This is a genomic window from Nocardioides plantarum (assembly GCF_006346395.1).
GTDB lineage: Bacteria > Actinomycetota > Actinomycetes > Propionibacteriales > Nocardioidaceae > Nocardioides > Nocardioides plantarum.
Genome location: NZ_VDMS01000004.1, coordinates 433,179 through 446,161, shown reverse-complemented (window position 1 = coordinate 446,161; position 12,983 = coordinate 433,179). Strand labels below are relative to the sequence as shown.

Annotated in this window: 9 protein-coding genes; 2 read left to right on the top strand and 7 right to left on the bottom strand. The window is 71.9% G+C overall.

The window, feature by feature from the left end:
* Window positions 1-29 precede the first annotated feature (29 nt).
* The 3 genes from FJQ56_RS18300 to ccrA form a co-directional block, all read right to left on the bottom strand.
* Window positions 30-1,202, bottom strand: coding sequence for an AI-2E family transporter (locus tag FJQ56_RS18300; RefSeq protein ID WP_246084238.1), 1,173 nt, complete (start codon window positions 1,200-1,202; stop codon window positions 30-32).
* A complete protein-coding gene (locus tag FJQ56_RS18295; protein ID WP_140011017.1) occupies window positions 1,199-2,554 on the bottom strand; it encodes a coiled-coil domain-containing protein in 1,356 nt (451 codons plus the stop codon). The genes FJQ56_RS18300 and FJQ56_RS18295 overlap by 4 nt, the downstream gene beginning before the upstream one ends.
* Before the next feature lie 126 nt (window positions 2,555-2,680).
* On the bottom strand, window positions 2,681-4,033 hold the full coding sequence (gene ccrA / locus FJQ56_RS18290) for a crotonyl-CoA carboxylase/reductase (RefSeq protein WP_140011016.1): 1,353 nt from the start codon (window positions 4,031-4,033) through the stop codon (window positions 2,681-2,683).
* 204 nt (window positions 4,034-4,237) lie between these two features.
* On the opposite strand from ccrA, the gene FJQ56_RS18285 reads away from it, so the two are divergent.
* A complete protein-coding gene (locus tag FJQ56_RS18285; RefSeq protein WP_140011015.1) occupies window positions 4,238-10,405 on the top strand; it encodes an Ig-like domain-containing protein in 6,168 nt (2,055 codons plus the stop codon).
* 131 nt (window positions 10,406-10,536) lie between these two features.
* Here FJQ56_RS18285 and FJQ56_RS18280 read toward each other — a convergent pair whose 3' ends face one another.
* From FJQ56_RS18280 to FJQ56_RS18270, 3 genes are all read right to left on the bottom strand, one after another.
* The gene (locus tag FJQ56_RS18280) at window positions 10,537-10,920 is read right to left on the bottom strand and encodes a hypothetical protein (protein ID WP_140011014.1); all 384 of its coding nucleotides are present in this window, start codon (window positions 10,918-10,920) and stop codon (window positions 10,537-10,539) included.
* A 14-nt stretch (window positions 10,921-10,934) separates the two neighbouring features.
* Window positions 10,935-11,324 (bottom strand): hypothetical protein, encoded by a 390-nt coding sequence (locus FJQ56_RS18275; protein ID WP_140011013.1) that lies wholly within the window; start codon window positions 11,322-11,324, stop codon window positions 10,935-10,937.
* A 150-nt stretch (window positions 11,325-11,474) separates the two neighbouring features.
* Window positions 11,475-12,398 carry a LysR family transcriptional regulator gene (locus FJQ56_RS18270; protein ID WP_140011012.1) on the bottom strand — a complete coding sequence of 308 codons (924 nt, stop codon included), beginning with the start codon at window positions 12,396-12,398 and terminating at the stop codon, window positions 11,475-11,477.
* Window positions 12,399-12,473: 75 nt separating this feature from the next.
* On the opposite strand from FJQ56_RS18270, the gene FJQ56_RS18265 reads away from it, so the two are divergent.
* Entirely contained in the window at window positions 12,474-12,737 is a 264-nt protein-coding gene (locus FJQ56_RS18265; RefSeq protein ID WP_140011011.1) for a hypothetical protein, read from the top strand.
* A 61-nt stretch (window positions 12,738-12,798) separates the two neighbouring features.
* Here the strand turns inward: FJQ56_RS18265 and rpmG are convergent, their stop codons facing one another.
* The gene (rpmG, locus tag FJQ56_RS18260; protein ID WP_140011010.1) at window positions 12,799-12,969 is read right to left on the bottom strand and encodes a 50S ribosomal protein L33; all 171 of its coding nucleotides are present in this window, start codon (window positions 12,967-12,969) and stop codon (window positions 12,799-12,801) included.
* Window positions 12,970-12,983 lie beyond the last annotated feature (14 nt).

Genomic DNA, 12,983 nt, shown 5'->3' with positions numbered 1-12,983 from the left:
TGCGGCTCCTCGCACCTCGGCCGACGTGGCTAGCGCTCGTCCTGGCGCTTGACGACGACCTCGCGTGAGATCAGCAGGATCGCGGCGGCCGTGGGGATGGCGAGCAGGGCGCCGACGATGCCGAGCAGGGCGGTGCCGACGAGGGCGGCGATCACGGTGACCGCACCCGGGACGTCGACCGACTTCTTCATCACGCGCGGGTAGATGACGTAGTTCTCGACCTGCTGGTAGATCACGTAGAACACGATGCAGGCGATCCCGGCGTTGACGTCGGTGGCGAACGCGATCGCGGTCACCACCACGGCGCCGATGGTGGCGCCGATCATGGGGATGACGTCGAGCACGGCGACGACGAAGGCCAGCGCGACGGCGTACTCGCCCAGGCCGATGACGATCAGGAAGACCAACGACGTCAGGCCCGCGCACAGGGCCACGACGAAGGCGCCGGAGACGTAGCCGCCGATGTTGACGATCACCCGGTCGCCCAGCCGGGCGACCCGGTCGCGGCGCGAGGCGGGGGCCAGCTTGTAGAGGGCGTTCTTCGTGGTCTCCAGCGAGGCCAGGAAGTAGAGGGTCAGGACGACGATGATGAAGGCGTTGAAGAGCGCCGAGAGGATCTTGAGGCCGAAGCCGAGCGCCCCGCCGAACAGGCCCGACACGAAGTCGCCGTTGGCGACGAACTCCTTGAGCTTGGCGATGACGTCGTACTCGTCGTCGAGCTCCTGGACCTTCTTGTTGGTCTGCAGGTCGTCGAGCCAGCCCGGCACGTTGTCGGTCAGCCGGGTGACCTGCTCGGTGATCACCGGCACGATCGCGACCAGGAACAGGGCGACCGCCCCGAGGAAGGCCACGATGACCACGGCGCAGGCCCACGAGCGGCGCAGGCCGCGCCGCTCGAGGAACATCACGGCGGGGTTGAGGCCGCAGGCCAGGAACAGCGAGACGACCACCAGCATCAGCACGGAGCCGATGCCGGTGATCGCGACGAACAGGAACCAGGCCGTCAGCGCCCCGAGCGCGCCGACGAAACCGAGGTAGAACGGGCTGCGCTTGTCGAACGGCGCACCCTGCCGGCCGAACTCGCCGTCGCCGACGGGTACGCCGTCACCCTCGGCCGCCGCGTTGCTGCGGTGTGCCTCGATCAGCGGCGCACCCGGCTCGACCGGACCGGCCTGGTCGGAGCCCTCGGCGGGCTGGCTCAACTGTCGGACCCGGGGTCCTCGTCCGTGGAGTCGTCGTCACCGGCGAAGCCGGCGACCACGTCGCGCAGCGAGGCGAGCTGGGCGGTGATGGAGTCGCGGCGCCGGACCAGGCGGTCGAGCTCGGCCCGGGTCGCGGCGACCTCGCGCGCCGCGGCGTCGTCGCTGCTGGCCAGGACCGACTCGGCCTGCTGGCGGGCGGCGGCCACGATCTGCTCGGCCTCGCGCTTGGCCCGCTGGACCACGCCCTCGGCCTCACCGGCGGCGGCGGCGCGGCTCTCGGTGGACTGCTTGGTCGCAGCGGCAGCTCGCTCCTCGGCGGCCGACGCACGGCGCTCGGCCTCCTCGACCAGCCGCTTGGTCTCGGCGACGGCCGTGTTGTGGTGGTCGGTCGCCTCGCGGGCCAGCCGCTCCTTCTCGACGGCGAGGGTGCGCCGGGCCTCTTGGACCTCGCGGTCGGCAGCAGCGCGAGCCTGCTCGACCTCGCGGGTCGCGCCGGTGCGCATCTCGCTGGTCTCCTGCTGGGCCGCGAGCCGCAGCTGGTCGGCCTCACGCTGGGCGCCGGCGACGATGTCGGCGGCCTCGGCCCGCGCCAGGGTGCGCTCCTGCTCGGCGTCGGCGGCCAGTCGGGACCGCGTCTCGTCGAGCTCGCGCAGCTGCACGATCTTCATGTCCTCGACCTCGCGCGAGGCGTCGGCGCGGACCGCCCGCGCGTCGCGCTCGGCCTGGGACCGGATCTCGGCGGCGTCGCGCTGCGCGGCGCCACGGATCTCGTCGGCCTCCTCCTCGGCCAGGCGCAGCATGGTGCTGGCGCGCCCGCCGAGTCCGGCGTAGGAGGGGGACTTCTGCTCGGCGAGCTGCTCGCGCAGGTCGTTGATCTGCTTCTCGAGCTCGAGGGCCCGGCGCTCGGACTCGGTCAGGCTGGCGCTGAGACCGGCCTTCTCGCTGCTGAGCTGGCGGACGCGCGCATCGACCGCGGCGCGGTCGTAGCCGTTGCGTCGCGTCACCGGGAAGGTGCTCTGTGCCGCGGTGGTGGCCGGCGGGGCGGCCGGGGCGCCGGGGCCACCGGACGTCGGCGCGGCCGGGGGCATCACCGGCCGACCCGAGGGAGGGGTCTGCGCGGGCTGCGCGGCCGACGTACGGCCGGAGGCGCCCTGGCCGGACCGGCCCGACTGGCTGCCCCGGCCGCCCTGGCTGGTGACCGGGATGGACGGGATGGCCGGGATGACCTGTGTGTCTTGGGAATCGGGGTCGGGCGACCCTGCCGGACCCCCCTTGCGGACGGCGGAGGATCCCTCGCGGGCCTCGGTGTCGTCCGGCTCCTCGTCGAAGATGGACAGGCCTCGGTCAGTCATCCGGTGAACCTCACTGGGGGTTGGGGGTGGGGAAGACTGCCCATCCTCCCTGATCCGGCGCGCGGTTCCCAGCCCGGCACGGCGCGTCTCAGCGTGTCGTGGGCGACCCGCCCGACCGGGCGCGGCTCAGACGCCGCGGAAGCGGTTGATGGCGTCGAGGTGCTGGGCGCGCAGCTCGTGGTTGCGGACGCCGAGGCCCTCCTCGGGAGCCAGGCACAGCACGCCGACCTTGCCCTGGTGCTTGTTGTGGTGCACGTCGAGCGCGGCCTGGCCGACCTCGTCGAGGGTGTAGGTGCGCGAGAGGGTGGGGTGGATCTTGGCCTGGGCGACGAGGCGGTTGGCCTCCCACGACTCGCGGTAGTTGGCGAAGTGGGAGGAGATGATCCGCTTGAGGTTCATCCACAGGTAGCGGTTGTCGTACTCGTGCATGTAGCCCGAGGTCGAGGCGCACGTGGTGATGGTGCCGCCCTTGCGGGTCACGTAGACCGAGGCGCCGAAGGTCTCGCGGCCGGGGTGCTCGAAGACGATGTCGATGTCCTCGCCACCGGTGAGCTCACGGATCTTGGCGCCGAACCGCTTCCACTCCCGGGGGTCCTGGGTGTGCTCGTCCTTCCAGAACCGGTAGTCCTCCTCGGCGCGGTTGATGATCATCTCCGCACCCATGGAGCGGGCGATCGCGGCCTTCTCGTCGTTGGAGACCACGCAGACCGGGTTGGCGCCGCCGTTGACGGCGTACTGGGTCGCGAAGCCGCCCAGGCCGCCGGAGGCACCCCAGATCAGGACGTTGTCGCCCTGCTTCATCTGCCCGCCGTTCTTGCTCACCAGCTGGCGGTACGCCGTGCAGTTGACCAGGCCCGGCGAGGCGGCCTCCTCCCAGGTCAGGTGGGCGGGCTTGGGCATCAGCTGGTTGGACTTGACCAGCGCGATGTGGGCCAGGCCGCCGAAGTTGGTCTCGAAGCCCCAGATCCGCTGCTGGGGATCCATCATCGTGTCGTCGTGGCCGTCGGAGTCCTCGAGCTCCACCGACAGGCAGTGCGCGACGACCTCGGTGCCGGGCTTCCACTTGGTCACACCGGGCCCGGTCTTGAGCACGACGCCGGCCAGGTCGGAGCCGACCACGTGGTAGGGCAGGTCGTGTCGCTTGGTGAGCTCGGAGAGCCGGCCGTAGCGCTCGAGGAACCCGAAGGTGGAGACGGGCTCGAAGATCGAGGTCCACACGGTGTTGTAGTTGATCGCCGAGGCCATCACCGCCACGAAGGCCTCGCCGGGGCCGAGCTCGGGCAGCGCGACGTCCTCGACGTGCAGCGAGCGACGCGGGTCCTTGTCGCGCGAGGCGACACCCTCGAACATGCCGGCGTCGTCCTTGTGGACCGTCACGGCCCGGTAGTGGTCGGGGAGGGCCAGCGCGGCGAAGTCCTCACTGGAGATGCTGCTCGGATCTGCGCTGGCGGCCTGGATGGCGTCGAGGATCTGCTGCACGGTCTCAAGTCTCCTGTGGATGTCGACGAGGCGGTCGGGGCGCGACCAGCCCGCAAGATACCGGCCGGTAACCGGGTGTCGCCCCGAGTGTGCCGGACGTCACGGTCGGGCCGGGCGTGGATGTTCGGCATTCCCCCGCGCGAGGTTCCCCCGCCGGGCTACCGTCGACCGGCCCGTCCGGGCCCGGTGACTTGGGGGAACGGCATGGCACAGCGGCGCTCGGGCACGCACGGACGACGGATCGCAGCCGCGCTGGCCCTGGGGGCCGTCGCCGCGTCGCTGCTCACGGTGGCGGCTCCGCCCGTCCTCGCCGCTCCGGCGGCCGCGGCCGTGGCGACCGCTGCGGTGGAGCCAACCACGACCTTCACCGCCTCCGGCGCGTGCCAGGTGTACGCCGTGCCCGCGAACGTCGGCCAGGTCGACGTCGAGCTCGTCGGCGGCGCCGGCTTCGCCGGCGGTGGACCGGGCAGCCCCGGGGGCCGGGGCGGGAAGGTCACCGCCCGTCTCGACGTGGAGCCCGGCCAGTACCTCTACGTCGTGGCCGCGCCCGCTGCCGGTGGCTCCAGCCGCGAGCAGGTCGGCGGTGGTGCCCGCCACGTCGGCGGCGGCGGCGGAGACGCGCTCAAGGGCTGGGGACTCTGGGACTCCATCGACTACGGCGGGGGCGGCGGTGGGGCCTCCTGGGTGAGCACCGACGGCTCCTCCTGCAACGGGTCCGGCACGGCGGTCAACGGCGACGCCGTGCTTGCCGTCGCCGCCGGTGGCGGCGGTGGCGGCTCGGAGGCCAACGGGAGCAACGGTGGCGCCGGCGGCGACGCCGGGCGGCCGGGCGGCTACTCGCGCTTCTGCTGGCCGATCTTCGGCGGCTGCTCCGACGGCCAGAACGGCGGCGGTGCCGGTGGCCTGCACGGTGGCGGGCTCGGCGGCAGCCCGTTCGCGTCGAGCGGCGCCTACCTCGGCTCCGCCCCGACCGGCACCGGCGCGGCCGCGCTCTACCGCAACGGCGGCGGCGTGACGTCCGACGGCGAGTGGGGCGGCGGCGGTGGCGGCGGCTGGTTCGGCGGCGGCCAGGGCGGCAACTACCAGACGACGTACGGCGGCGGTGGCGGTGGATCCAACTACGTCGACCCCGGTCGTGCCGCGGCCGGCACCACCCCCGACCTCGCCGTCGAGACCGGCGGTCGAGCCCCGTTCGTCAGCATCACGCCCGCCGCGACGCGCAAGCTGAAGGTCGCGGTCGACGGCACGGGGTCCGGCGTGGTGACCGCCGACTCCGGCGGGATCTCCGGCGCGATCTCCTGTGGCACCAAGGCGACCGTCTGCGCGGCGACGTACGCGACCGGCGCGACGACCACGCTGACCGCCACCCCCGGCAGCCACCAGCGGTTCGCCGGCTGGGGCGGCGCCTGCTCGGGCACCACCCCCACCTGCACGGTCACCCTCGACCAGGTCCGCGCCGTGACGGCCACCTTCAACCAGCTGCGCCGGCTCACCTGGAGCATCACCGGCAACGGGTCCGGCACGATCGCCACGGATCCCGCCGGCTTCCCGTGCGGCTCCGGCTGCGTGGACGTCGACACCGGGACCAGGGTCACGCTGACCCAGACGCCCGACGCCTCGTCGGTCTTCCGGTCCTGGGACAACGGCTTCGGCACCTGCCCCGGGCTCGGCAGCTGCTCGATCACGCTGAGCGACCGTGACGTGCACTTCTACGCCAACTTCCGGCAGAACGTCCTGACCGTCCGTACCGGCGGCGCCGGCAGCGGCACCGTGACCGGCACGGTGGACGGTGTCGCGTGCGCGACCGACTGCTCCGGACGGCACCCGTACGGCGCCGAGGTGGTGCTCACCCACCATGCGGCGTCCGGGTCGACCGGCCAGTTCTGGAGCTATCCCTGCGAGCAGTCGGCCGCGACCTGCGCGTTCACCATGGAGGGCTCGCGGAGCATCACCGCCGGGTTCACCAAGAACTCGCGACGTCTCGACGTCGAGAAGCACGGCTCGGGCGGTGGGCTCATCACCAGCGACACCCCCGGCATCTCGTGCGGCGACGGTTGTGTGGACCGCTGGTTCAACGTCGAGCAGTTCACCACCGTCACCCTCACCGCCACCGGGCTGTCCGGGACCCCGTCGTACGACAGCACCTTCACCGGCTGGACCGGGGCCTGTTCCGGCACGGGCACCTGCACGGTCACCCTGGACCAGGCGCGGACCGTCGGCGCCACCTTCACGCTGGTGCCGCGACACACCCTGACCGTGCCCGGCTGGACCGGCTCCGGGACCGGCACGATCCTCACCGACGTCGACGGCCTCGTCTGCACGACGTCCTGCCAGCGCGACTTCTACACCGGCACCCAGGTCACCCTGACCGCGGTGCCCGACCCCGAGACCTCGGTCCTCGAGGGCTGGACCGGTGCCTGCGTCACGCAGGGCGCCACCTGCACGGTCACCCTCGACCAGTCCCGGACGGTGTCGCCGGTGCTCACCCTGCGTCGCCACCAGCTCAGCGTCGGCCGGACCGGCACCGGTAGTGGCTCGGTGACCAGCGAGTTCGTCCGAGCGGGCGCCTTCCCCGAGGACATCTCCCTGGACTGCGGCGGCGTGTGCGCGGCCGACTACCCGCACGGCGCGTCCGTGCTCGTCGAGGCGCACCCGGCGGCCAACGCGCTGTTCACCGGCTGGAGCGGCGCCTGCACCGGCACCGGCCAGTGCCGGGTCGAGCTGGACCGAGCCCGCGACGTGACCGCCGAGTTCACCCGCGACGTACGCCACCTGGCGGTCGCCACCGCGGGCTCCGGCACGGGCACGATCACGGGCGACGTGATCGGTGTCGGTGGCACCGACCTCGACTGCGGCACCGTGTGCGAGGCCGACTTCGACCGGTTCACCAGCGTGTCGCTCACCGCCGTCCCGCGGCAGGCCGACTCCCGGTTCGTCGGCTGGACCGGCGCCTGCGTCACCACGGCGGTGGTGTGCACGACCCAGCTCGCCGACGCGGCCACCGCGACGGCCCACTTCGAGCTCAACACCCTCCGGGTCGAGCGAGCCGGCGGCGGCACCGGAACCGTCACCAGCAGTCCGTCCGGCCTCGCGTGCGGGAGCACCTGCACGGCGTCGTACCCGGACCTCGCCCGGGTCGTGCTGACCGCGACGCCCGCGGCGGGCTCCACCTTCGCCGGCTGGTCCGCCCCGTGCGCCACCGAAGGGACCGGCACCTGCGCGGTCACCATGGCCGGCGCCCGGACCGTCACGGCCACGTTCATCACCACCCCGGGGATCACGGTGTCCATCGCCGGCACCGGTGCGGACCACGGCACCGTCGCAGCGTCGAGCGGCGGGATCTCCTGCGGCTCCGCGGGCCTCGCGGGCTGCTCGGCGACCTACTCCCCGGGGCAGACGGTCACCCTGACGGCCTTCTCGGACAGCGGCTCGAGCGTGCGCTTCGACCACTGGTCGGGCGCCTGCTCCGGCTCCGCCACGACCTGCACCCTCACCCCGGCCGACGCTCTCGAGGTGACCGCGGTGTTCGCGCACCGCACCCGCACGGTGACGGTCACCCACGCCGGCAGCGGCGACGGCGCGGTGGTGAGCACCCCCGCCGGCTTCTCGTGCACCGAGAAGGTCTGCGACGTCGAGCTCGGCATCGACGACCACCTCAGCCTCGGTGCGACCGCCGACGCGGACTCCACCTTCGCCGGCTGGTCGGGGGACTGCTCCGGCTCGGGCCAGTGCAACCTCACCGATCTGGCGGCCGACCGGGCCGTCACCGCGACCTTCACGGCGAAGCCGACATACGGCCTCGCGCTGACGCCTCGCGGCGACGGTCACGGCTACCTCACGACCGACATCGCAGGCGACAGCCAGTGTGCCGTCGGCGACACCTGCTCGACCCGACACCAGGCGGGCAGCCTGGTCTGGGTGACCGCCCACCCCGGCCCCCACACCGTCTTCGACGGCTGGACCTCGGGGGTCTGCCGCGCGACGAGCGGCAGCTCCTGCCAGGTGTCCGTCGACGACGACGTCACCGTGGGCGCGGCGTTCGGGCTCGAGACCGGCTACGTCTACGTCTCGTCGAACGCCTACGACACCGGCGCGGGCACCGTGACGAGCAGCCCGGCCGGGATCGCGGACTGCCTGGACTGCGGGGCCAGCTTCGAGGTCGGCACGACGATCACGCTCACCGCGACCCCGGCGGCTGCCTCGACCTTCACGAAATGGACGCCCGGTGTGTGCACCAACGTCGGCTCCGACCAGACCGGTGTCTGCGAGCTCGCCGTCGGCTACGTCGCCCGGGACGTGACCGCGACCTTCACCCACGACAAGGTGCGTCTGACCGGGTCGTCGTCCGGCGGGTCCGGCGCCGGCTCGCTGACCTTCTCGGGCACGTCGCCGTCCTTCGACTGCGCCGCCACCTGCACGGCGTGGTTCCCCTACCGGTCCGACACGAACGTCACGCTGACGCCCAAGCCCGCCGCCAACATGCAGTTCGTGCGCTGGGCCTCGTGCTCGGGGCGGGTCGCGGCAGGGAGCTGCTACCTCAGCATGTTCGAGACCGACCACTCCGCGGTCGCGGTCTTCGAGCCGATCCGGCGGACCCTGACGACCGTGGTGCAGGGCATCGGCACCGGTACGTCGACCGGCTCCGTCGTCGTCCCGGCCACGGGCACGTCGTGCACCTCGGGGACCTGCACGCCCGCCTTCGACCAGGGCGACCCGGTGGCCCTGGTCGCGGTGCCCGGTCCGGACAGCCGCTTCGACAGCTGGTCCGGCGCCTGCACCGGCACCGCGACGACGTGCGTGCTGACCATGGACGCGGCGAAGAACACCACGGCACGGTTCCGCGGGGTGTCGCGCGCGCTCGCCATCACCAACGACGGTCGGGGATCGATCACCTCGACGCTCAACCCCGCGAACTGCGCGGTGGCCTCGTGCGCGGCGACCTTCGACAACGGCACCACCGTGCGGCTCTACGCCAATCCGAGCCCCGCCCACCACTTCGTGCGCTGGACGGGCGCCTGCGCCGGCCAGGCCCAGGCCTGCTCGTTCGTCCTCGACCGCGACTCGACGGCGACCGCCGTCTACGCCCACGACCCCTACGCGCTGAACGTCGCGCGCGGCGGCGCGGGCTCCGGCACGGTCAGCTCCGACGTCGCCGGCATCGACTGCGGCGAGACCTGCTCGGCGTCGTACGACGCGGGCTCGACGGTGGTCCTCACGGCGACCGCGAACGCGCCCGGCTCGACGTTCGCGGGCTGGGACGGAGCCTGCTCCGGCACGGCGCCCACCTGCACGGTGACCATGGACGACGCCCGTGACGTGACGGCGTCGTTTGCCCTGACGTCGCGGCACCTCGACGTCGCCCTGCGCGGATCCGGCAAGGGCGCCGTCACGACCGACCCCGCGGGCATCGACTGCGGGGAGACCTGCGGGGCCGACTACGCGCACGGCACCTCGGTCACCCTGACCGCCACGCCGTCGGCCGGCTCGTCGTTCGGTGGCTGGGGCGGTGCGTGCGCCGATACCGCCGAGCCCGTCTGCACGGTCACCCTCGACCGGGCCACCGAGGTGGCTGCGACCTTCGACCTGCTGCCGCTGCGGACCCTGAAGGTCACCCGCACCGGCCTGGGCACCGGCTCGGTGGTCTCCGACCCGGCCGGCATCGACTGCGGCGGCACCTGCACCGTGGACCTGCCCTCGGACGCGGTCGTCACGCTGACCGCCACGCCCGGCGCGACGTCCACCTTCACCGGCTGGTCCGGCGACTGCACGGGCACCGAGCCCTGCCAGGTCACGCTGGGGGAGGCCCGCACGGTCAGCGCCGACTTCGCCGCGGTCGCCCAGGCCTCCACGACCACGCTCGCCGTCGCGGCGACGACCCCGTTCGCCAAGGCGGTCTCCGCGACGGTGACGGTCACCGGACCGACGGCGCCGAGCGGCACCGTGACGATCAAGGACGGCACCCGGGTCGTCGGCACCCGCACCCTCGTCGGGGGCCGGGCCACGCTGGCGCTGCCGGCGAGCCTGACGGTCGGCCGCCACGTCCTCACCGCGTCGTACGGCGGGTCGCCGTACCTCGGCGCCTCGCAGTCCGCGGCCCGCACCCTGACGGTGACCAAGGCGACCCCGACGGTCACCGTCAAGGCCGGCACCAGGGCCGTGACCGTGACGGTCCGGGCGACCGGGGTGGTCCCGACCGGAACCGTGCAGGTCAAGGAGGGCACCAAGGTCGTCGGCACCGGCATCCTGCGCAACGGCGTGGTGACGGTCCGGATGACCAAGCTGAAGAAGGGCACGCACAAGCTGGTCGTGCGCTACCTCGGCTCTGCCACCGTCGCTGCGGCGGCGAAGTCGATGACGCTGAAGGTGAAGTGACGCGCGCTGGCTGAGACCCCGCTGACGTGCGACGGATGGGTGTCGGCCACGGGCAACCGGGCAGGTGTCGACGACGAGGGCTCTCCAGCATGGCTGGAGAGCCCTCGTCGTGCGTGCGGTCGGCTACCGGCTCAGATGCCGGGCAGGATGCCCGAGTTGCAGTTGTTGAGAGCCCCGTTGCGGATCTCGCATGACCACAATCGCAGCTGGGCTCCTTCGCGGTTGACCCCTACCGTCTCGCCCACGCAGCTGCCGTCGGCGTTTCCGTCCACGACCCAACCGCGTCGTAGCCACGACCCGTCGGCCTGACGGACATCGAAGAACGCGACGGCTGCTTCGCCGTTCTCGGCGCGATCGCATGCCTGGAGGCGGTCGGTCTGGTCGTTGAAGTAGCTCCGGGCGTTCGCTCCGACCGAGTAGACCTCGCCGCTGGCGGCGAGAGCGGGCGATGCAGTAGTGAGGGCGAGAACGGTGGCCGAGACCACGGAACCGGTAGCCAAGATCAGTGTGCGCATGATGGATGGTCCTTTCAGCCGTCGAGCTGGATGTAGCGGCACGCGTTGAGGGTGCCGTTGATGGTGATCTCGCAGGACCAGAGTCGGAGCGCTGCCCCCTCGCGGCTGACGTTCCTGATCTCCGTGTTGCAGGTGCCGTCGGCGACGGTGTCGACGACCGAAGGTCGGCGTAGCCAGGACCCGTCGGCCTGACGGACGTCGATGAAGGCGACGGCGTACTCGTTGTTGGCCGTCCGGTCGCACGCAGAAACCGCATCGTTCTGGTCGTTGAAGATGCTCTTGGCGTTCTGGTTCAGGGACAGCACGGACCCGCTGGCAGCGAGCGCTGGTGTCGCCGAGGCGATGCTGATGACGCCGACGGCGGTGGCTGCGCCGAGGCGAGCTGCCCATTTCTTCAATGTCATGGTGTCTCCCGAGTGACGATGGATGGACTCGGATATTCACATGTGGCGTACGTCACGTCTAGTGGTCAGTGCATGACGTTCACGTGTCGTGGCGACGCGCATGGACCGTGGAGTGCTGTTGGTCGTCGTCCTGCAGTCCGACCACACGACCTAGCGCGTGCGCTCGGGTGAGACCTGTGGCCAGGCAGGACCCCCGGCTCTCATGACGTGCTCGCGGAACAGCTTCGCCGACGGGAGCAGGCGTCGGCTCCGAGACCAGGCCAGCCCGACGTCGCGGTGGGCGCCCGCATCGGTCAGTCGAATCAGTCGTCCGGTTCCGTGGGGTGCGGACTGCGACGTCGGTTCCTCGGCGGGTACGACGGCGACGCCCAGGCCGGCTGCGACGAAGCCCTGGACGACGGGAAGGTCGTGGCCCTCGAAGGCCACGCGGGGGGAGAAGCCGGCGGCGGCACACAGCGAGTCCGTGAGGGAGCGCAACTCCCAGTCCGGACGCAGCATGACGAAGTCCTCCGTCGCCACCTCAGCCAGCGAGACCTCGACGCGGCCGGACAACCGGTGCTCGGGAGGCACCGCGAGGCAGAGGGGCTGGGCGAAGAGCGGCGCCCAGCGCACGTCGGGGTTGCGGGGACGGCGTGCGGTGAACTCGAGGTCGGTCCGACCCTGGGCGACCAGGGAGGACCCGAGTGCGTCGTGGGACGACTCAAGAAGGAACTGGACCCGCGGGTGGGTGGTCCGGAAGTCGCCGATCATCCGGGGGACGAGCCAGGTGCCGAGCGACAGCTGGAACGCGATGGTGACCGTGCCCGCCTCAGGGTCGATGAGCTCGTTGACCGCCGCGAGGCCGTCGTCGAGGTCGTGGATGAGGGCGTCGACATGACGCTTGAAGACCATCCCGGCATGGGTCGCACGCAGGGCACGGCCGTTCTTGTGGAGGAGCGGCGTGCCGAGATCCTGTTGCAGCCGCGTGAGGGCTCGCGAGACGCCGGGCTGGCTGACGCCGTAGATGTCGGCGACCTCCGTGACCGTGACCCCGTCGACCACGTGCTGGAACCATCTCAGGACGTCCGTCTCCATCCCATGACGCTAGTGCATGGACCAGTGCGCTCAACGCTATTGGACGCATGGCCTGGATCTGCGGACACTGAAATCATGAACTCGCACTCGCACGCCGACACCACCACCGCTCTCGTCCCGCGCCTGGCCGGTCTCACCGACGAGCTGCGCGAGCGCCGTCGCAACCGTGCCGCCCGCGTCGCGATGCGCCGTGAGCTGGCGACGTACAGCACCCCGGCCGAGGTCAGGGACCTCCTCGGTGCGCTCCCGGAGCGCGACGACGCCGCGGCGGAGGAGATCCGCAGCATCCTCGACACCAGCGTCGCCTCACGCCCGGAGATGAGCCACCTGGCGGGTTGAGCACCTGATGGTCGCGCGGTCGAGCGACGCAGGTGCCTCGTCCGCCGGGATCGCGTCGGTCTCAGCGCTCCTCACGGAACATGACGTGTCGACGTACCCGCGGGTCGTACTTGCGCAGCACGATCCGGTCGGGGCTGTTGCGCCGGTTCTTGGTGGAGACGTAGGTGTAACCCGTCCCCTCGGTCGAGCGGAGCTTGATCTTGGGACGGACGTCGGAACTCTTCTTGGCCATGACGGCTCCTTCGG